Consider the following 18609-nt stretch of genomic DNA (forward strand, 5'->3'; position numbering starts at 1 on the left):
CCAGACAGAAGTGTATAAAACGAGGTTGCGATAATGGTAAAAACCAAAATTATCAATAAATTACAGAATAATGACAGGAGCATGACAAAGCATGCTCCGGCAGGATTAACTCTAGGCGCCAGCCCAGAGGATGATGGCCAGCAGTTGCGGCGAGATGATCCGCAGGAACATCACCAGCGGGTAGACAGTGGCGTATGAGAGCGCACTGGCGCCACTGGTCGGGTGCATGGCGTTGGCAAAGGCCAGCGCGGGAGGGTCTGTCATGGAGCCGGCCAGCAAGCCGCACAGGGTCAGATAGTTCATCTTGCCGTAGAGGCGCGCCAGCACACCGACCACCAGCAGCGGGATCAGGGTAATCGCCATGCCGTAGAGCATCCAGGCCGGGCCATCACCGTTGATCAGGGTGTCGACAAAACCGGCACCGGACTTGAATCCGACCACCGCCAGAAAAAGTACAATGCCGATCTCCCGCAGCGCCAGGTTGGCACTGGGGGGCATGAACCAGTAGAGCTTGCCGATGCTGCCGATCCGCGACAGGATCAGTGCCACCACCAGCGGCCCACCCGCCAGACCCAATTTGAGAGCGGCCGGGAAACCGGGCAGATAGAAGGGGATAGAGCCGAGCAATACGCCAAGGCCAATCCCGATAAATACCGGCAACATCTGCACCTGCTGCAGTTTTTGCTGCACGTTGCCGACCACATTGGTCACCGCTTCGATGGCATCGAGGCGCCCCACCAGGTTGAGAATATCGCCAAACTGCAGGCTGGTCTGACTCGTCGGCACCAGTTCGATGCCAGCCCGGTTGAGACGGGAGATCACCACGTCATAGCGCTGTTTAATGTCAAGATCGCGGATCTTCTTGCCAAGAACCTGTTCGTTGGTCACCACTACCCGCTCGACGCGCAGATCGGTGCCCCGGGTCGAGAGCGAGGTCTCCACCTCCTCCCCCAGCACCAGCAACACCTTGTGCAGCGCATGACGCTCACCGACCAGGTGCAGCAGGTCGCCCAGTTCGATACGGGATTCCGGCCGTGGCACCATCAGTTCGTCGCCCCGTTTGAGCCGTGAACAGATGACATCAGACTCGTCGAGACTCGGGATCTCGCTCAGCATCAGGCCGTGCATGTTGGGGTTGCGCACCGCGATGTTGATGGTCTGCAAGCTCTCCTTGGTTTTACCGGTTTGTAGCTCGAACTGGGCGGCTTCATCGTCGATCTTGATGCGAAAGAAGACCCTGACCAGCCACATGGTGAGCAAAATGCCACAGATACCAAACGGATAGGCAACCGCATACCCCATCCCCATCAGGCCGGTAGAACCGGGCGCGGCGCCCAGCTCGGCCAGGATCTGCTGGCCCGCACCGAGGGATGGCGTATTGGTGACGGCACCGGAGAAGACCCCCAGAATGACCGGCAACGGCACATCGAAAAATTGATGCAAGCCAGCGGCCACCACGCAGCCAAGGATGACCAGCAAGGCGGCAAAGGCGTTGAGTTTGAGACCCGAACTGCGCAATGACGAGAAGAAACCCGGCCCGACCTGGATGCCGATGGTATAGACAAACAGGATCAGGCCAAATTCTTGAATAAAGTGAAGCGTTTGTGCATCCAGCGCGAGATCGGAGGCACCTGCAAAGTGACCCACAATGATGCCGCCGAACAGCACCCCCCCTATTCCTAACCCAACGCCATAGACTCGCCAGTTTCCCAGCCAGAGTCCTAGCACTGCCACCAGCGACAACATGCTGATGGAAAGCGCGATTTCACTCATTTCGTGCATCCTTTGCGAATTGAACTGGCCCTAGCTTGTCAGCAAACGCTGATGCCAACTGTGTGATACCGCACGAATTTATCCTTTTACGCGCTAAAAATACCAATTAAGGGCTAGTTGCAAGACGTTAGGCGACGTAGCCGTAAATGGCCATAAAGTGACAAACGCTGCCACCCAGCACAAAGAGATGCCAGATGGCGTGGTTATAGGGGATCTGCTTGGCCACATAGAAGATGACCCCGAGGCTGTAGATAAGGCCGCCAAGCCCGAGCAGCAGCAGCCCCTCACCGGCCAGATGGATATAGAGCTGGTAGATGACCACCAGCGATAGCCAACCCAGCATCAGGTAGGTAAAGAGCGACAACTTCTTGAAGCGGTTGATAAACACCAGCTTGAACACCACGCCAGCCAGCGCCAGGGCCCAGATCACCACCATCAACCCTTTCGCCAGCGGCGTGTCGAGCGCCACCAGCAGAAAGGGGGTATAAGTACCGGCGATCAGCAGATAGATGGCACAGTGATCAAACACCTTGCACCAGCGTCTGGCCCGCCCTTCCGCCATGCTGTGGTAAAGGGTCGAGGCGAGATAGAGCAGCACCAGACTGCCACCATAAAGGCTGTAACTCACCAGCGCCTGCGTGCCCTGCCCCCATCCCTTGATGAGCAACAGCACCAACCCGACAATCCCCAGCAACAATCCCGCACCGTGGCTCAGCCGGTTTGCCAGCTCCTCCCGGGGGGAGTAATCCATCACACCACTCATAACATCGACTCCACAATAACTGTGGCTCACTCTACCCAGCGCCATTTCGGAGTACAAGTGTTCGCTTAAAAAATGGAGTGGCTGTCACCTGCCAACCTTTGGTGTATGCTCTGCCGCCGATGCCCGAGACAAGCGGCATAGACACCTACCCCGGTGAACTGGTCTGGAGAACCTGATGAAGTTGACTGAGCTGTTTGCACAAGCGGATCCCGCCTTTGGCGAGGCGATGAACACCTTGCTGGAGAGCTTCCACCACTCCGACGACAGTCAGGCCCCCTATCAGCGCGACCTGTTCACCCACCAGCTCGATCAATCCCGCATGCCAGCAGTCGGCCAACCTATCGAGGAGTATCTGGCGCGGCTGGCTACTCTGGTACCCGGCGCCTCGCACCTCACCTCGCCACGCTACATGGGCCATATGACGGCGCCACTGCCAGCCTATACCGCCGAGCTGTCGCGCCTGCTGGTGATGCTGAACCAGAATCCGATGAAGATGGAGTCCTCCCGCCTGCTCAGCTTTCTGGAGCGGGAGGTGCTGGCCAAGCTGCACCGCCTCATCTATGGCAGGGACGATGCCTTCTACGGCGAGCAGATGCATGCCAAGGATGCCGCCCTCGGCGTCATGACCAGCGGTGGCACCATCGCCAACGTCACCGCCCTCTGGCTGGCCCGCAACAGCGCCTGTGGCGACAACCTGTTCGCCCTCTTTGAGCAGGGCTATCGCGGCGCCGTCATTCTGGGTTCCCGGCTGATGCACTACTCCTTCGACAAGGGGATGGATCTGCTGGGACTGGGCGCTCGCAGCGTCGGGCGCCTTGAGACCGACGAGCAGAACCGGCTCAGTCTGGCTGCGCTGGAGCAGGCGCTGATCCAGTGCAAAGAGCAGAAATTGAAAGTGCTGGCGCTGGTCGGCGTGGCTGGCAGTACCGACTTTGGCTCCATCGACCCCCTGCCTGAGCTGGCCGCCATAGCCGAGCGCGAGCAGATCCACTTCCACGTGGATGCAGCCTGGGGCGGCCCGACCCTCTTCTCCCCCCGCTATCAAGGTCTGCTGGCCGGAATAGAGCACGCCGACACCGTCACCCTCGATGGCCACAAACAGCTGCTGGTGCCGCTCGGTACCGGCATGCTGCTCTGCCGCCAGCCCGACCTGATGATGGCGGTCAAGCGAGAGGCGCCCTACGCCATTCGCGCCACCTCGTTCGATCAGGGTCGCTTTACCCTGGAGGGCACCCGCCCGGCCAATGCCCTCTATCTGGATGCCGCCTTCCAACTCTTCGGCCAGCAAGGCTATGCTGAGCTTATCGAAGCCAACTACGACCGGGCGCGACTGATGGCCGAGCTCATCACCAGCAATCCCGCCTTCGAGCTGATGTCGGCACCGGTGATGAACCTGCTCTCCTACCGCTGCATCCCGCCCCATCTGCAGGGCAAAGCACTGGACGAAGCGGCCAACGCGCAGATCAACGACTTCAACGTGGCACTGCAAAAAGCCCAGCGGGCCGAGGGGCACAGCTTTGTCTCCCGCACCCAGCGGGCGGTGGTGCGCTACGGTGCCCAGCCGCTTACCCTGCTGCGCGCCGTGCTGCTCAACCCTCTGATTGAAGAGCGCCATATCCGCGACCTGCTGGCCGATCAGCAGCGACTGGGGATCTCGATTGCACGCCAACTGTTTGGCGACAGCGCGGAACCGGCGTAAAAATGAGCGGTCTTATTCATTTGCCGTTGTCCGCCATGCAGGTAGACTGGGCGAAATTTGCAGGCCATTTTTGAGGACTAGGCGCCAACAATGAAGCAATTTATTGAATTTATTCCACTTATCGTTTTCTTCGCGGTCTACAAGTTCTACGACATCTACATGGCTACCGGCGCACTGGTGGTGGTCACCGGTCTGCAGCTCGCCTATAGCTGGATCCGCTATCGCAAGGTCGAGAAGATGCAGCTCTTTACCTTCCTGCTGGTCGGCTTCTTCGGTGGCCTCACCGTCTTCTTCCACGATGACACCTTCATCAAGTGGAAAGTGACCGTCATCAACGTGCTGTTCGCACTGGGTCTGCTTATCAGCCGCTACGGCTTTGGCAAGAATCTGATCAAACAGATGCTCGCCAAGGAGCTGCAAGCACCCGATAAGGTCTGGGACACAGTCAATCTCGGCTGGGTCGGCTTCTTTACCGTCTGTGGCCTGCTCAACCTCTATGTGGCGTTCAACCTGCCGCAGGAGATGTGGGTCAACTTCAAGGTGTTCGGCCTGCTGGGGATGACGCTGGTCTTTACCCTGCTGAGCGGCGTCTATCTCTATCGCCACATCCCTGCCGAGCAGTTGTCCCAGCAAAAAGACGAACCCAAAGAATAACCCTCATCAGAAAAGGATCCTCTCATGTGGTATCTCATCTACTCCGAAGATGTCCCCGATAGCCTGCCACTGCGCAAGCAAGTTCGCCCTGCCCATCTGGCTCGCCTGCAAGCGCTGCAGGATGAGGGTCGCCTGCTGACCGCCGGTCCCAACCCGGCTATCGACGCCGAGGATCCGGCCGATGCAGGCTTTACCGGCAGCACCGTCATCGCCGAGTTTGCCTCGCTGGCGGACGCCAAAGCCTGGGCTGATGCCGACCCTTATGTGACCGCCGGTGTTTACGCCAAGGTCACCATCAAGCCGTTCAAAAAGGTCTTCTGACCACAAAGCGAATAGCGAAATAAAAAAGGCCGGACTGGAAGTTCATTCCAGTCCGGCCTTTTTGCATCCCGACATCAGGCTTACGCCCTGGCGACAAACCAGGGGTTGAGAATATCGGACTTGTTGTAGACAAGGGACGAGCCATCGAGTTGGGTGACGCTGCCACCGGCCCCCTCCAGCACCGCCTGCGCAGCGCCGGTGTCCCACTCGCAAGTAGGAGCAAGGCGCGGATAGAGCTCGGCGCCCCCCTCGGCAATGATGCAGAACTTGAGGGAGCTGCCCATCGAGACCAGCTCGATCTCGCCAAAAGGAGCCAAGAAATCGAGGGTCTCCTGCGACAGGTGGTTGCGACTGCCCACCACTCGCCACGCCTCGCCTTCACGATGAGGCCGGGTCTGGATAGGCTCGCGCTTGCCATCGGCGATGCGCCAGGCACCGAGACCCTTTCCGCCATACCAGAGCTTGTCCAGCACAGGGGCATAGACCAGCCCCCAACGCGGCGCCCCCCCTTCAATCAGCGCGATATTGACGGTGAACTCGCCGTTGCGCGAGACAAACTCCTTGGTGCCGTCGAGGGGATCCACCAGCCAGTAGCGGGACCAGCCGTGGCGCGCCGCCATCACCTCGGACCCAGACTCCTCCGACAATACGGGAATATCCGGAGTCAGCCGTGCCAACCCCAGAACGATCACCTCATGAGCCCCCTTGTCGGCCGCCGTGAGCGGGCTCTCGTCGCTCTTGTACTCCACCGCGAAGGGCTGGCTGTAGATGGCCATGATGGCCGCTCCCGCCGCGCGAGCGACAGGTTCAAGTTCGGTGATATCGGGGTAGTACAGGGGGTGATCCATAACAATCTCGTCCAACTCACAGGGTCAACCAGTGTAACCCTTTTGACATCAACTGCTTATAGCCGATTGTGCTGGGTTATTACAGCTCGGTGGCCGCCAGCCCATTGCCCTCACTTGAACAACACCTGAAATAACAAAGGACGCCGTGGCGTCCCTTGTTATTTCTAGCGACCGGTCTCAGGCCGCGGGCCTATTTTGCAACTCAGATCCCCTGACGAGCTTCCTGCATCAACAGGCGCATATCGCTTACGGCCTTGGCCAGACCATCGAAGGCGGCGCGGCCGATGATGGCGTGGCCGATGTTGAGCTCATAGAGCTCGGGGATGGCGGCGATGGCCTTGACGTTGTGGTAGTGCAGGCCGTGACCGGCATTGACCTTCAAGCCCTTGCCAGCGGCATAGGAGGCGCCGGCGGCGATACGCTTGAACTCAGCGTTGCGCTCAGCATCGGTGGTGGCATCGGCGTAACGGCCGGTATGGATCTCGATAAAGGGGGCGCCACTCTCGGCAGCTGCATCGATCTGGATTGGGTCGGCATCGATAAAGAGGGAAACCTGGGCCCCCACAGCGGAGAGACGGGCAACAGCGTCAGTCACCTTGTCCAGCTGACCGGCCACGTCCAGACCGCCTTCGGTGGTCACCTCGGTGCGCTTCTCCGGCACCAGACAGACGAAATGGGGCTTGATGCGGCAGGCGATACCGATCATCTCTTCGGTCACCGCCATTTCCAGATTCATTCTGGTCTGGATAGTCTGGCGCAGGATCTCCACGTCGCGGTCGGTGATGTGGCGACGATCTTCACGCAGATGCACGGTAATGCCATCGGCCCCTGCCTGTTCGGCCACGAAGGCGGCCTGTACCGGATCCGGATACTGGGTGCCACGGGCGTTGCGCAGAGTCGCGATATGGTCGATGTTCACACCCAGATAGATTTCACTCATTGAGAACTCCTTGAAAGGCTTCATCTGTTGACTGCGCGGTCAGCGAATCACACCGCGCCAATGTCCGTATGTCTGTAATCTGTGTCAGCCTTGCATACTGGCTTTGCGTTTTAAAAACAGCTCCCGGCTCTTTAGCTGGCGCTTGCCCAGATAGGGTTGCAGTGCCAATCGGCTGAAACGTTTGGCCGCCTGCAGCAAGGGAGGGGTATCGAAACGTCCCTCGGCAAAGGCGAGCAGGTGGGCACCGAGAAACAGGGTACGGGGATCCGGCGCCCGCTCGCAAGCAACAAAGCCCAATTCACGCTCGAAGCCATAGAGTAGGGTCGGCTCGATAGGCGACTCGTCGTCCGCCGTGTATTCGAAATCCACCGCATAGCCGAGCGCCTGCAACAGCAGGAACTCGAAGCGACGCAGCGGCAGCTCCGGCGTCTCGCCATCGGCCAGCGCCATGATGGCTCGGGCATAGGCATCAAACACTTCGGGGAAGGGGGTGTGCGCTTCCAGCAGGTAGTAGACCAGCTCGTTGAGATAGAGGCCGTAGAAGAGGCGATCGCCGCCGAGACGCAGGGAGTGATCCGGGCATTCGACCTGGGTGAGGTTCTTGAGATCGCCCTTGCCGCGCCAGGCGATGGTGAGCAGGGTAAAGGGTTGCAACAGCCCCTTGAGAGGGGAACGTGGCCCGCGAGAACCGCGAGCCACCAGAGTAAATCGGCCACTATCCTGGGTGAAGACCTCGACCAGCTGGCTGGTCTCCCGATAGGGCCGACTGTGGATGACGAAAGCCGGGGTCAGCAATCAGTCGTCGCCATACCCGAGGCTGCGCAGGGCGCGCTCATCATCAGCCCAGCCCGACTTGACCTTGACCCACAGCTCCAGGTGCACCTTGTTCTGGAACAGACGTTCCATGTCGAGGCGCGCCTCGGTGCCTATGGTCTTGATCTTCTCACCCTTGTTGCCGATAACCATCTTCTTCTGGCCATCGCGCTCGACCAGAATGAGGCCGTGGATGTGATAGAGGCCGTTCTCTTCCACCTTGAAGCGCTCGATCTCCACCGTCACCGAGTAGGGCAACTCCTCACCGGTGAAGCGCATCAGCTTCTCGCGGATGATTTCGGAGGCCATAAAGCGGGAGGAGCGGTCAGTCACGTAATCTTCCGGGAAGAAATGGACGTTTTCCGGCAGCAGATCCTTGGCCCACTCGCGGATCTTCTCCACGTTGGTGCCCTTTTCGGCACTGATGGGCAGAATATGGGCGAAGTTCATCTGTTGGCCCAGCCACTCGAGGTGGGGCAGCAGATCTTCTTTCTCTTTGACGTTGTCGATCTTGTTGACCGCCAGCACCACCGGGCACTTGAGATTGCGCAGCTTGCCCAGCACCATCTCGTCATCTTTGGTCCAGTGGGTACCGTCGACCATGAACACCACCATGGCCACATCACCCAGCGAACTGGTGGCGGCACGGTTCATCAGGCGGTTGATGGCCCGTTTCTCTTCAATGTGCAGACCCGGGGTATCTACATAGATGGTCTGGTAGTTATCCTCGGTGTCGATCCCCAAAATCCGGTGACGGGTGGTCTGGGGTTTCTTCGAGGTAATGCTGACCTTCTGGCCAAGCAGCTTGTTGAGCAGGGTGGACTTGCCCACGTTCGGGCGGCCCACGATGGCGACAAAGCCGCAGTAGGTAGTATCTGTCATGACAGTTTTTCCAATGCTTGCTGCGCCGCGGCCTGTTCGGCCTTGCGACGGCTGGTGCCGACCCCGACGAGGGGACCATCCAGACCTTCCACGTCACACTGGACGGTGAACTCCTGGTTGTGGGCCTCGCCCTTGACGTTGGTCACAGTGTAGGTCGGCAGGGATTTGCGGCTTCCCTGCAAAATTTCTTGCAGACGGGTCTTGGGATCTTTCTGCTCGATGCCCGGCTTGATCTCTTCCAGGCGGCTGGCGTACCAGCTCAGCAGCAGTGTCCGCACCGTCTCAAGATTGGTATCCAGATAGACGGCACCGATCACCGCCTCGACCGTATCGGCCAGAATGGATTCGCGGCGAAAACCGCCGCTCTTGAGTTCGCCGGGGCCGAGGATCAGGTGATCCCCGAGGTCGAACTCCCGGCCCAGTTCCGCCAGGGTCTTCTCGCGCACCAGGGTGGCGCGCATCCGGCTGAGATCCCCTTCCGCCGCTTGCGGGAAGCGGTGGAAGAGATCGTCGGCAATCACCAGACTCAAAATGGAGTCACCCAGAAATTCCAGTCGCTCATTGTGACGGGAACCGGCGCTGCGGTGAGTCAGCGCCCGGGTCAGCAGTTCCAGATCCGCAAAGACATGCCCGAGACGGGACTGCAGTCTGTTCATCTTGATATTCATTTACTTGATTCCGCCAATGCGGTTGAAGCGCACACCTGTCGGTACCCAACTTGGCAGCAGGGAGCCTTCTTCGCGCTCGAATTCAAAACTTATCCAGATAGCGACCGCCTTGCCGACCAGATTCTGCTCGGGCACAAAGCCCCAGAATCTGCTGTCGGTGCTGTTGTCGCGGTTGTCGCCCATCACGAAATACTGGCCTTCCGGTACCACCCACTCATCGGGGTAGGTGCCAGGCTGGCGATAGTAACGGCCAACCATGTCGGGCATCAGCGGATTGCGCAGGGTCTCGTGGGAGACATCGCCCAACTGCTCGGTATAGCGATCAAGGGGGATCCCCATCTGGGTAAATTCGCCTCTTTGTTCAAACTTGACGTCGAGCTTCTTGAAGCCCGGACACGTTTTCCCTTCCTGCTCTTCGCACTTGGGCCGGATCATCAGCTCCTTGTTGCGATAGATGACCCGATCACCCGGCATGCCGACCACCCGCTTGATGTAGTCAACGCGCGGTTCAAGGGGATACTTGAACACCACCACGTCGCCACGCTTGGGCTCGCCAGTCTCGAGGAACTTGGTGTTGGTCACCGGGTCCCGCAGACCGTAGGCAAATTTTTCCACCAGGATGAAGTCGCCCACCAGCAGGGTGGGCATCATGGAACCTGACGGGATCTGGAACGGTTCAAAAATGAACGAACGCAGGATCAGCACAAAGGTGATGACCGGGAAGACCCCGGCGGTCTGCTCAATCCAGACCGGCACGGGGGCCACCTTGGCCAGGGTCTTCTCATCCAGGTGGGCACCGCCATGGGCACGAGCCACGGCAATCTTGGCGGCGCGCTGCTTGGACCAAATCATCTTGTCCAGACACCAGATAACACCGGTGATCGCGCAGACCACCACCAGGATCAGGGAAAACGTGCTTGCCATCTATTAATCCTTTCCGACGTGGAGAATCGCGAGGAAGGCTTCCTGCGGCACGTCGACACGGCCGAGGGACTTCATCCGCTTCTTACCTTCTTTCTGCTTGTTCAGCAGTTTCTTCTTACGACTCACGTCACCACCGTAACACTTGGCGGTTACGTCTTTACGCAGAGCCTTGACGGTGCTGCGAGCGATGATCTGGTTGCCGATGGCCGCCTGAATCGCGATATCGAACATCTGGCGCGGGATCAGCTCGCGCATCTTCTCCACCACCTGACGACCGCGATACTGGGCGTTGTCCTTGTGGGTGATGATGGCCAGGGCATCGACGCGCTCACCGTTGATCATGATATCCAGACGGACCATGTCGGAGGTTTCGAAACGCTTGAAGCCATAGTCCAGCGAGGCGTAACCACGACTGGTGGATTTCAGACGGTCGAAGAAGTCGAGCACCACTTCCGCCATCGGGATTTCATAGGTCAGCGCCACCTGCTTGCCGTGGTAGACCATGTTGGTCTGCACGCCACGCTTCTCGATACAGAGGGTGATCACGTTGCCCATGTACTCCTGCGGCAGCAGGATATGACACTCGGCGATCGGCTCGCGCATCTCCTTGATGCTGGTGATGGCGGGCATCTGGGCCGGGCTGTCGATATGGATGGTGGAGCCGTCGGTCAGCTCGATCTCGTACACTACGGTCGGCGCCGTGGTGATCAGATCCAGATCGTATTCACGCTCCAGACGCTCCTGAATGATCTCCATGTGCAGCATGCCGAGGAAGCCACAACGGAAGCCGAAGCCCAGCGCAGTAGAGCTCTCAGGTTCGAAGAACAGGGAGGCATCGTTCAGGGAGAGCTTGTCGAGGGCGTCACGGAACGACTCGTAGTCATCGCTGGAGATAGGGAACAGACCCGCATAAACCTGCGGCTTCACCTTCTTGAAGCCAGCCAGCGCCTTGTCGGCACCGTTCTTGGCCTGAGTCAGGGTATCGCCCACCGGCGCGCCGTGGATGTCCTTGATACCGCAGACAACCCAACCTACCTCGCCACAGCCCAGACCCTGGGTATCCACCTGCTTGGGCGTGAAGATACCGATACGATCGACACCCCACACCTGACCGGTGCTCATCACCTTGATCTTGTCGTTCTTCTTCAGGGAACCGTTCTTGATCCGCACCAAAGAGACAACGCCCAGATAGGAGTCGAACCAGGAGTCGATGATCAGCGCCTGCAGCGGGGCATCCGGATCACCTTCCGGTGCCGGGATCTTGGCGACGATCTCTTCCAGCACCAGATCAACACCCAAGCCGGTCTTGGCGGAGCAGCGCACCGCATCGACCGCGTCGATACCGACGATGTCTTCGATCTCCTCGGCAACCCGCTCGGGCTCTGCGGCTGGCAGGTCAATCTTGTTCAGCACCGGCACCACTTCCAAATCCATTTCCATGGCGGTATAGCAGTTGGCCAGAGTCTGTGCCTCAACCCCCTGGCCGGCATCCACCACCAGCAGCGCCCCTTCACAGGCCGCCAAAGAGCGGGAGACCTCGTAGGAGAAATCCACGTGGCCCGGGGTGTCAATAAAGTTCAGCTGGTAGGTGTTACCGTCTTGTGCCTGGTAGTTCAGGGTCACACTCTGTGCTTTGATGGTAATGCCGCGCTCGCGCTCCAAATCCATGGAGTCAAGCACCTGAGCCTGCATCTCGCGGTCGGACAAGCCACCGCAAGTCTGGATCAGACGGTCCGACAGGGTCGATTTACCGTGGTCGATGTGCGCAATAATCGAAAAGTTACGAATGTGTTTCATCGAGCAAGAGTCACTCAAAATTAGTTAAGGTCAGTTATGGAGGCGCGATTTTACTGGATAACCCGGCTGACGGCCATTCTTTAGTCGCCGGCGCCAGTGAAATAGCGCCTGTTCAGTCAGGGGAGGATGCGGACAGGGACCACGACGCCGAGCATCTGCGGGCCGTAGCGCCCCTGATCCAGGCGGTTGGAAAAGTAACGAACCAGTAAAAAGCCCAGCACGCCCCCCAGCAGGCAGCAGAGAATGGTAATTCCCTCCCCGCCCGAGAGCAGCGGTGCCAGCCAGAGCTGCCCCAGCAAGGCGCCGGCCAACAGACAGAAAAGCGGCAGCACATAGACCAGCGCCGCCCCGCGCAGCAGACTCTCTTGCGGGATACCGAGCCTAACTTGCTGGCCAACCCGCACCTCGGCGGTCAGCCTGACTCGCAAGCGGGGAGCTTTCAGGGGAAACGCCTTGGCCACGGTGCCGGTACCGCAGTTGGATTGCTGCTGACAACCACTGCAGGCGGAGCGACGCTCACATTCCACCCAGGCATGGTCACCCTCAATGGCCACCACAGTCGCCAGCTCTTCACTCATCTCATTCACGGCAACACCTCGGGTTCACTTAATCAGGGGATCTGACCACGACTCGCCACGCTCGGCAAGCGGGGAACACCCCCGCATCCCCCGTTACTGCACCGCTTCGTTGCGGGCCAGCGGCTGGACCGACTCGGCGATGCGCTTGGCGGTTTCGGCAGGCACCTCGCCGACCACGGTGATCTCGACCCCCACCTCGTTGACATAGCTCACCAGCGAGGTCGCCCCCTGGCGGATCAGCTGCTGGCGCACCGCCTGCTTGGGATCGACCCGGGAGACGTAGACCGAGAGATCCACCAGCCCGTCGGAGAGCATCATGTAGTCCACCGGCATACTGGTGGTCACCAGCTGGTGCCGGTCTTGCGACAGCACCTTGAAGCCATCGGGCAGCCAGGTGATTTGCCAGTTCAACTGCTGTTGCGGCGCCGGATAGGCATCCTCCAGCGCCAGCGCCGGAGGCTGCTTGCTGTTGGCCAGCTTCACCAGCCAGGGGGCCGGTTTGCTCTGCAGATCCAGTTCGACACCAAGTACCTGCTCCACCAGATTGCCTTCCCGCTCGACCATGTCGATCCGCAGCAGCAAGTGGCTCTGCTCGTCAATCCAGAGCACGAAACCATATTTGTCGGCCTCTTTAGGCACCAGCCTCACCACCTGCGCCACCACACCGGCGACCCGGCTGCGACCGGCCAGCACAGGATCATAGCTCTCCAGCACCTGCGCCAGCGGCATCTTCACCAGGGTCGACCAGATGCCGGGGAAGCGGGCATCCTTCAGGGTGTAGGGATCGTGGCTGTTTTCAAAGAAGGTGTATTCGTTCTGGCGCTGGAGATACTCGATCGCCTTGCCGTCGAGGTAACTGAGGTGGGCAACTTCCTTGCCGTTGATGACGGCATGGCTGATCCGGATCGGTTCAAGACGCCCCTGACGGGCCTTGACCATGGACAACTCGAAATTCTGTTGCTGCACGGCACTCTGCATCTGCTGCAACAAGGCCTCGGCCGACTTATCGTCGGCCGAGGCCTTGGCACTGATCAGCAGGAGAGAGGCCAGCAAAATACGGCTGGACTGGCGCACGTTTGTATCCCTGACAATTCGTTATTGTTGGATCTGTCTGTCTTGCAACAGGCGTTGCTGCAACTGGTGGTCACGCAGGAAGGCGTTGATCCGCTCCCGCTGCTCCTGCATCTGCTGTTCGGTCAGCCCCTGCTGACGGGCACGGGCACCATCCTGTTGCGGATAGTGAACACTCACCGGCGCCGCACTGCCACCGATTGGAATGGTATTGAGCACCGGATTGGCCGGAACGCCATCCTGCCCCTGATACTGCTGCACCCCGAAGATAACGGCAGCGGCCACGGAGGCGGCAATGGCATATTGACCCAGTTGCTGACCGACACGGCGGAACAACGGAACCACATTGGCATCTGTCTTGACCGGTGCAACGGCAGGTTGCAGTACGGGAGCCGTCTCGACCGGCTTGGGTGCCAGTATGGTGGGCTCATCCTCCAGCGCAGCCATGATGCTGTCACTGAGATCCAGTTGCAGATTGACCGGCAGGTCACCCCGCATGGCATCGCCGATCAGGTGGTAACGACCCCAGGTATCTTGCAAGTCGGAGTCCATCTCCAGCTCGTTCAGTACCTCTGCGTCACTCAGGTCACCATCCATCAGGGCAGAGATTTGCTCTTTATTTGCCATAAGTTAACCCGTCTTTCCCCAGTTAATTCTCGATCAGAGGTTGCAGCTTTTTATCGATTGCTTCCCTCGCCCGGAAGATACGGGATCTGACCGTACCCACTGGGCAATCCATGATTTCGGCAATCTCTTCGTAGCTCAGCCCTTCCAGTTCGCGAAGGGTGATAGCTGTCCTCAGGTCTTCCGGCAATGCCTCTATGGCTGAAAACACGGTGCGTTTGATCTCGTCAGTCAGCGCCAGGTTTTCGGGGGTTGAGACCTCTTGCAAGGCTTCACCGCCGCCATAAGACTCCGCTTCGTCAGCCTCCACATCACTGCTGGGCGGCCTGCGCCCCTGGGAGGTGAGATAATTCTTCGCCGTGTTCACGGCAATTCGGTACAACCAGGTGTAAAAAGCACTTTCGCCACGGAATGTCGGCAATGCACGGTAGGCTTTTATAAAGGCCTCTTGCGCCACATCGGGCACATCACCGGGATTGTTGACATACCTGGCAACCAGGTTGACCACCTTATGCTGGTATTTTTTTACCAACAGGTTGAAAGCTGCTTTATCGCCGCGCTGGACCCGTTCAACCAGCTGTTCGTCCAGTAGATTCTGGTCGCTCATCAGAGCCGTAAAACCCCCATCAGGTTATCGTTTTTCTTTTCCGGCCCTTCCTAAGCGCACAAGTTCAGACAGGGAGAATCAGAGAAAGTTCGCTTCAATTGAAAAAAATGTGATGCAGGCTGCATCCTCGCCCTCGCTTGGGCTACCATGGTGCCAGTTCTTAATCCAGGCCAATGATACTTATGAAAGCAAGTGTTGAATACCTTTGCGATGTACTGATCATTGGCAGCGGTGCCGCTGGTTTGTCCCTCGCGTTGCGATTGGCAGACCACGCCAAAGTCCTGGTTCTGAGCAAGGGGCCCATCAGTGAAGGGGCCACTTTCTATGCGCAAGGAGGCATCGCTGCCGTTTTCGACGAAACCGACAGCATCGAATCCCACGTAAGCGACACGCTCAACGCGGGCGCCGGGTTGTGTGACCCGGCAGTGGTGGAGTTCACCGCACGCCACGCCCGCGAGTCCATCCAGTGGCTCATTCAGCAAGGGGTCCCCTTCGATCAGGAGGAGAACGCCGACGGCGAGTCCCAGTACCACCTCACCCGGGAAGGGGGCCACAGCCATCGCCGCATCTTCCACGCGGCGGATGCCACCGGCAAGGCGGTGCAGCTGACCCTGATCGATCAGGTGCGCGCTCACCCCAATATCCAGCTGATGGAGCGTTTCAACGCGGTCGACCTCATCACCACCCGCAAGCTCAACCTGCCGGGCAACAAGGTGCTGGGCGCCTACGTCTGGAACCGCAACGCCGAGCAGGTCGAGGTGATCCGCGCCCGTTTCGTGGCGCTGGCCACCGGTGGCGCCTCCAAGGTCTACCAGTACACATCCAACCCGGATGTGAGCTCTGGCGATGGCATCGCCATGGCATGGCGGGCTGGCTGCCGGGTGGCAAACCTGGAGTTCAACCAGTTCCACCCCACCAGCCTGTTTCACCCGGACGACCCCAACTTCCTGCTGACCGAAGCGCTGCGTGGCGAGGGGGCTTATCTGCGCCGCCCGGACGGCAGCCGCTTTATGCCGGAGTTTGACGAGCGGGCCGAGCTGGCGCCACGGGATATCGTCGCCCGCGCCATCGACCACGAGATGAAACGGCTCGGGGCCGACTGCATGTATCTGGATATCAGCCACAAACCGGCCGATTTCATCATCAAGCACTTCCCGACCATTTATGAGCGTTGCCTCGCGGTCGGCATCGACATCACCAAGGAGCCGATGCCCATCGTGCCTGCCGCCCACTACACCTGTGGCGGCGTGATGATCGACAACAACGGCCAGACCGATATCCCCGGCCTCTACGCCATAGGTGAAGTGACCTACACCGGTCTGCACGGCGCCAACCGCATGGCATCCAACTCCCTGCTGGAATGCGTAGTCTATGCCCATCAGGCGGGGGCCGACATTCTGGCCAAGCTGCCGATGAGTGTGGAGCCGCCGCGCCTGCCGGTGTGGGACGAGAGCAAAGTGGAAGATTCCGACGAACTGGTGGTGATCCAGCACAACTGGCACGAGCTGCGGTTGATGATGTGGGACTACGTGGGGATAGTGCGTACCAACAAACGCCTGGCCCGCGCCAAGCGCCGCATCGACCTGCTCAAACAGGAGGTGCAGGAGTACTACGCCAACTTCCGCGTCTCCAACAACCTGCTGGAGCTGCGCAACCTGCTGCAGGTGGCCGAACTTATCGTCAACTGCGCCCTGCAGCGCAAGGAGTCCCGCGGCCTGCACTACAACCTGGATCATCCGGATATGCTGCCGGACTCCAAACCGACCGTGCTGACCCCGGAGCGGGATTAATCCCCCTTCCCGCAAAGCGTTGCACCAATCAGTGACCCCGCCCCGGCGGGGTCACTTGTTTTCAACCGCTTTTCAGCCACAAAAAGAGTACCGTCAGCCACATGGCTGCGGCTTATCGCGATAAATCAGCGCATGGTCATCACGGAAAACAGGCGTCAGCGCCGAGACGGCAGAAAGTGGATGGCTCGCGCCAGCAGGCGGTAATGTTCGGGGGGAAGGGCGTCGGAGAAGAGCCACAGTTGCCGTGGCGACACGGCTCCACTCTCTTGCGGATCAGGACAAAGCGCTAGCCTGAGCACACCGGGCAGAATGCGGCTTTTCTTGTCGAGCTGATAGCGACGACCTTGCCACTGTAGCCACTGGCCATCCCAGACAAGCTCGAACGGGGGCGCGGCGAGCGCCCGCCAGCTCAGCCAGGCCGCCACCAGCCAGACGGGCAGCAACAGCGCCCACTGCCAACCGGCAATCAGGCCAGCCACCGGCCAGAGCAGCAACAGAAAGAGGGCCACCAGCAAATATTGCTGATGGCGGGAGGGGTGAACCGTCATGATCACCCGCTCCACGGTATTACCCCTGGCGGTCGTGGCGCGCCTGATTGCGCTCCAGGATCATCGGGATCATGGCGGCAAATGCGGGATCGGCAGGGACACCATGACCCATGCACCATTTGAACAGATCCGGATCGTCGCTCGCCAGCAGGCGGATAAAGGTCTGCTGATCGGCTTCGCTCAGGGAGTCGAACTCGTGTTCGAAAAAGGGCATAAAGATCACATCCAGCTCGAGCATACCGCGACGGCAGGCCCACTTCAGGCGGGATTTTTCAACTGGGCTCAACATGGCACTCTCCTTACAAAGACCGGGGGATGGTACCAGCTGGATTTTCCGGCTGACAAACATTAGTTACGTCTTTACCATGCAGCTCACATACTTTCTCTCTGGAATACCATCGTGAGCCTGCAACCACCTGTTTTTCCTGCCGAGCCGACCCGCTTCCCCCTGACCAAGCTGGCCATCACCCGTATCAGCGGCCAGGATCGCGCCAAATATCTGCAAGGTCAGGTCACCTGTGATGTCAACGCCCTGCAACCGGGGCAACAGACCCCGGGCGGCCACTGTGATCCCAAGGGCAAGCTGTGGAGCAATTTCCGCCTGCTCTGCCTCGACGACAGTCTGCTGCTGCTGACCAGCCCTTCAGTGTTGGAACGTCAGTTGCCGGAGCTGAAGAAATTTGCCGTCTTCTCCAAGGTCGAGATCGCCGCCGATGAGCGTCACGCTACCGGGATCGCCGGTACAGGCAGCGATGGCTGGATCGCCGCGCAGTTTGGCCTTCTGCAGAGCGGTCTTATCGACGGCGGCATGGCGGTGAAGATTGAACAGGATCGCTGGCTGCTGGTGAGCACTCAGCAAGCCGACGCCCTGCCGCAAGGTGACGAGTCACTCTGGTGGGGGCTCGAGATCAAGGCGGGCCTGCCACATATGGAAGCGGTGCATCAGGGGGAGTTTATCCCGCAGATGCTCAACCTGCAGGCGCTGGACGGTATCAGCTTCAACAAGGGCTGCTACATGGGGCAGGAGACGGTGGCCCGCGCCAAGTATCGCGGCGCCAACAACCGCGCCCTGTTCCTGCTGGCGGGGACTACCGGTGAGCCGGTCGCCAGTGGCGATACCCTGGAACTGCAACTGGGAGACAACTGGCGCCGCAGCGGCATGGTGCTCAACGCCTGGCAACAGGCCGGGCAGGTGTGGCTCACCGCCGTACTGCCGAAAGATACCGAGGCTGACGCCCTATTCCGCCTCAAGCAGGACGAAGGCTCCCGCCTCACCCTGCAACCCCTGCCTTACGCCCTGACCGAGTAA

At 59.5% G+C, this 18609-nt stretch carries 20 protein-coding genes; 5 read left to right on the plus strand and 15 right to left on the minus strand.

Going from position 1 to position 18609, the window contains the following annotated elements; translation table 11 throughout:
- Positions 1-111: 111 nt before the first annotated feature.
- Together I6L47_RS09555 and I6L47_RS09560 are read right to left on the minus strand one after the other, a co-directional pair.
- The gene (locus I6L47_RS09555) at positions 112-1773 is read right to left on the minus strand and encodes a putative transporter (protein ID WP_005335335.1); all 1662 of its coding nucleotides are present in this window, start codon (positions 1771-1773) and stop codon (positions 112-114) included.
- A 127-nt stretch (positions 1774-1900) separates the two neighbouring features.
- Positions 1901-2536 (minus strand): hemolysin III family protein, encoded by a 636-nt coding sequence (locus tag I6L47_RS09560; RefSeq protein ID WP_005335337.1) that lies wholly within the window; start codon positions 2534-2536, stop codon positions 1901-1903.
- 175 nt (positions 2537-2711) lie between these two features.
- On the opposite strand from I6L47_RS09560, the gene I6L47_RS09565 reads away from it, so the two are divergent.
- From I6L47_RS09565 to I6L47_RS09575, 3 genes are all read left to right on the plus strand, one after another.
- Positions 2712-4235, plus strand: a complete 1524-nt coding sequence (locus I6L47_RS09565) for an aminotransferase class V-fold PLP-dependent enzyme (protein WP_216949203.1) — start codon at positions 2712-2714, stop codon at positions 4233-4235.
- Between the two features lie 90 nt (positions 4236-4325).
- On the plus strand, positions 4326-4889 hold the full coding sequence (locus tag I6L47_RS09570; RefSeq protein ID WP_005335342.1) for a septation protein A: 564 nt from the start codon (positions 4326-4328) through the stop codon (positions 4887-4889).
- A gap of 24 nt (positions 4890-4913) precedes the next feature.
- On the plus strand, positions 4914-5210 hold the full coding sequence (locus tag I6L47_RS09575; protein WP_064341351.1) for a YciI family protein: 297 nt from the start codon (positions 4914-4916) through the stop codon (positions 5208-5210).
- A gap of 80 nt (positions 5211-5290) precedes the next feature.
- On the opposite strand, the gene cysQ is transcribed toward I6L47_RS09575, so the two are convergent.
- From cysQ to rpoE, 11 genes are all read right to left on the minus strand, one after another.
- Positions 5291-6046, minus strand: coding sequence for a 3'(2'),5'-bisphosphate nucleotidase CysQ (gene cysQ / locus I6L47_RS09580; protein ID WP_216949339.1), 756 nt, complete (start codon positions 6044-6046; stop codon positions 5291-5293).
- 214 nt (positions 6047-6260) lie between these two features.
- Complete coding sequence (gene pdxJ / locus I6L47_RS09585) at positions 6261-6998, minus strand: pyridoxine 5'-phosphate synthase (protein WP_005335389.1); 738 nt, start codon at positions 6996-6998, stop codon at positions 6261-6263.
- Between the two features lie 84 nt (positions 6999-7082).
- Positions 7083-7793 carry a DNA repair protein RecO gene (recO, locus tag I6L47_RS09590; protein ID WP_005335391.1) on the minus strand — a complete coding sequence of 237 codons (711 nt, stop codon included), beginning with the start codon at positions 7791-7793 and terminating at the stop codon, positions 7083-7085.
- Positions 7794-8693: a GTPase Era gene (gene era, locus I6L47_RS09595; protein WP_005335393.1), complete on the minus strand. Its 900-nt coding sequence runs from the start codon at positions 8691-8693 to the stop codon at positions 7794-7796. It lies immediately after the preceding gene.
- Positions 8690-9361, minus strand: coding sequence for a ribonuclease III (gene rnc, locus I6L47_RS09600; RefSeq protein WP_005335394.1), 672 nt, complete (start codon positions 9359-9361; stop codon positions 8690-8692). Before rnc ends, era begins: the two co-directional genes overlap by 4 nt.
- A complete protein-coding gene (lepB, locus tag I6L47_RS09605) occupies positions 9362-10285 on the minus strand; it encodes a signal peptidase I (RefSeq protein WP_005335395.1) in 924 nt (307 codons plus the stop codon).
- A 3-nt stretch (positions 10286-10288) separates the two neighbouring features.
- Positions 10289-12082, minus strand: coding sequence for a translation elongation factor 4 (lepA, locus tag I6L47_RS09610; RefSeq protein ID WP_005335396.1), 1794 nt, complete (start codon positions 12080-12082; stop codon positions 10289-10291).
- Positions 12083-12198: 116 nt separating this feature from the next.
- Entirely contained in the window at positions 12199-12660 is a 462-nt protein-coding gene (locus I6L47_RS09615) for a SoxR reducing system RseC family protein (protein ID WP_040068038.1), read from the minus strand.
- A 93-nt stretch (positions 12661-12753) separates the two neighbouring features.
- The gene (locus tag I6L47_RS09620; protein WP_005335407.1) at positions 12754-13734 is read right to left on the minus strand and encodes a MucB/RseB C-terminal domain-containing protein; all 981 of its coding nucleotides are present in this window, start codon (positions 13732-13734) and stop codon (positions 12754-12756) included.
- A gap of 21 nt (positions 13735-13755) precedes the next feature.
- The gene (locus I6L47_RS09625; RefSeq protein ID WP_042053918.1) at positions 13756-14358 is read right to left on the minus strand and encodes an RseA family anti-sigma factor; all 603 of its coding nucleotides are present in this window, start codon (positions 14356-14358) and stop codon (positions 13756-13758) included.
- Positions 14359-14380: 22 nt separating this feature from the next.
- A complete protein-coding gene (gene rpoE, locus I6L47_RS09630) occupies positions 14381-14962 on the minus strand; it encodes an RNA polymerase sigma factor RpoE (protein WP_005335411.1) in 582 nt (193 codons plus the stop codon).
- A 182-nt stretch (positions 14963-15144) separates the two neighbouring features.
- Between rpoE and nadB the strand changes: the two genes are divergently transcribed.
- The gene (gene nadB, locus I6L47_RS09635) at positions 15145-16752 is read left to right on the plus strand and encodes an L-aspartate oxidase (protein WP_005335413.1); all 1608 of its coding nucleotides are present in this window, start codon (positions 15145-15147) and stop codon (positions 16750-16752) included.
- Positions 16753-16907: 155 nt separating this feature from the next.
- Here nadB and I6L47_RS09640 read toward each other — a convergent pair whose 3' ends face one another.
- Positions 16908-17300: a protein YgfX gene (locus tag I6L47_RS09640; RefSeq protein WP_216949204.1), complete on the minus strand. Its 393-nt coding sequence runs from the start codon at positions 17298-17300 to the stop codon at positions 16908-16910.
- A 19-nt stretch (positions 17301-17319) separates the two neighbouring features.
- Entirely contained in the window at positions 17320-17589 is a 270-nt protein-coding gene (locus tag I6L47_RS09645) for a succinate dehydrogenase assembly factor 2 (RefSeq protein WP_005335417.1), read from the minus strand.
- Between the two features lie 111 nt (positions 17590-17700).
- Between I6L47_RS09645 and ygfZ the strand changes: the two genes are divergently transcribed.
- Positions 17701-18609: a tRNA-modifying protein YgfZ gene (gene ygfZ / locus I6L47_RS09650; RefSeq protein WP_216949205.1), complete on the plus strand. Its 909-nt coding sequence runs from the start codon at positions 17701-17703 to the stop codon at positions 18607-18609.

Source organism: Aeromonas sp. FDAARGOS 1417 (genome assembly GCF_019046985.1).
Lineage (GTDB): Bacteria > Pseudomonadota > Gammaproteobacteria > Enterobacterales > Aeromonadaceae > Aeromonas > Aeromonas veronii.

Excerpts from the sequence above, each read along its gene's own strand:
- pdxJ (WP_005335389.1), bottom strand. The coding sequence starts at position 6,998 with ATGAGTGAAATCTATCTGGGTGTGAACATCGACCATATCGCGACTCTG.
- rpoE (WP_005335411.1), bottom strand. The coding sequence starts at position 14,962 with ATGAGCGACCAGAATCTACTGGACGAACAGCTGGTTGAACGGGTCCAG.
- I6L47_RS09625 (WP_042053918.1), bottom strand. The coding sequence starts at position 14,358 with ATGGCAAATAAAGAGCAAATCTCTGCCCTGATGGATGGTGACCTGAGT.
- I6L47_RS09640 (WP_216949204.1), bottom strand. The coding sequence starts at position 17,300 with ATGACGGTTCACCCCTCCCGCCATCAGCAATATTTGCTGGTGGCCCTC.
- I6L47_RS09560 (WP_005335337.1), bottom strand. The coding sequence starts at position 2,536 with ATGAGTGGTGTGATGGATTACTCCCCCCGGGAGGAGCTGGCAAACCGG.
- era (WP_005335393.1), bottom strand. The coding sequence starts at position 8,693 with ATGACAGATACTACCTACTGCGGCTTTGTCGCCATCGTGGGCCGCCCG.
- I6L47_RS09555 (WP_005335335.1), bottom strand. The coding sequence starts at position 1,773 with ATGAGTGAAATCGCGCTTTCCATCAGCATGTTGTCGCTGGTGGCAGTG.
- I6L47_RS09645 (WP_005335417.1), bottom strand. The coding sequence starts at position 17,589 with ATGTTGAGCCCAGTTGAAAAATCCCGCCTGAAGTGGGCCTGCCGTCGC.
- rnc (WP_005335394.1), bottom strand. The coding sequence starts at position 9,361 with ATGAATATCAAGATGAACAGACTGCAGTCCCGTCTCGGGCATGTCTTT.
- I6L47_RS09615 (WP_040068038.1), bottom strand. The coding sequence starts at position 12,660 with ATGAGTGAAGAGCTGGCGACTGTGGTGGCCATTGAGGGTGACCATGCC.
- lepA (WP_005335396.1), bottom strand. The coding sequence starts at position 12,082 with ATGAAACACATTCGTAACTTTTCGATTATTGCGCACATCGACCACGGT.
- nadB (WP_005335413.1), top strand. The coding sequence starts at position 15,145 with ATGAAAGCAAGTGTTGAATACCTTTGCGATGTACTGATCATTGGCAGC.
- I6L47_RS09575 (WP_064341351.1), top strand. The coding sequence starts at position 4,914 with ATGTGGTATCTCATCTACTCCGAAGATGTCCCCGATAGCCTGCCACTG.
- I6L47_RS09565 (WP_216949203.1), top strand. The coding sequence starts at position 2,712 with ATGAAGTTGACTGAGCTGTTTGCACAAGCGGATCCCGCCTTTGGCGAG.
- lepB (WP_005335395.1), bottom strand. The coding sequence starts at position 10,285 with ATGGCAAGCACGTTTTCCCTGATCCTGGTGGTGGTCTGCGCGATCACC.
- I6L47_RS09570 (WP_005335342.1), top strand. The coding sequence starts at position 4,326 with ATGAAGCAATTTATTGAATTTATTCCACTTATCGTTTTCTTCGCGGTC.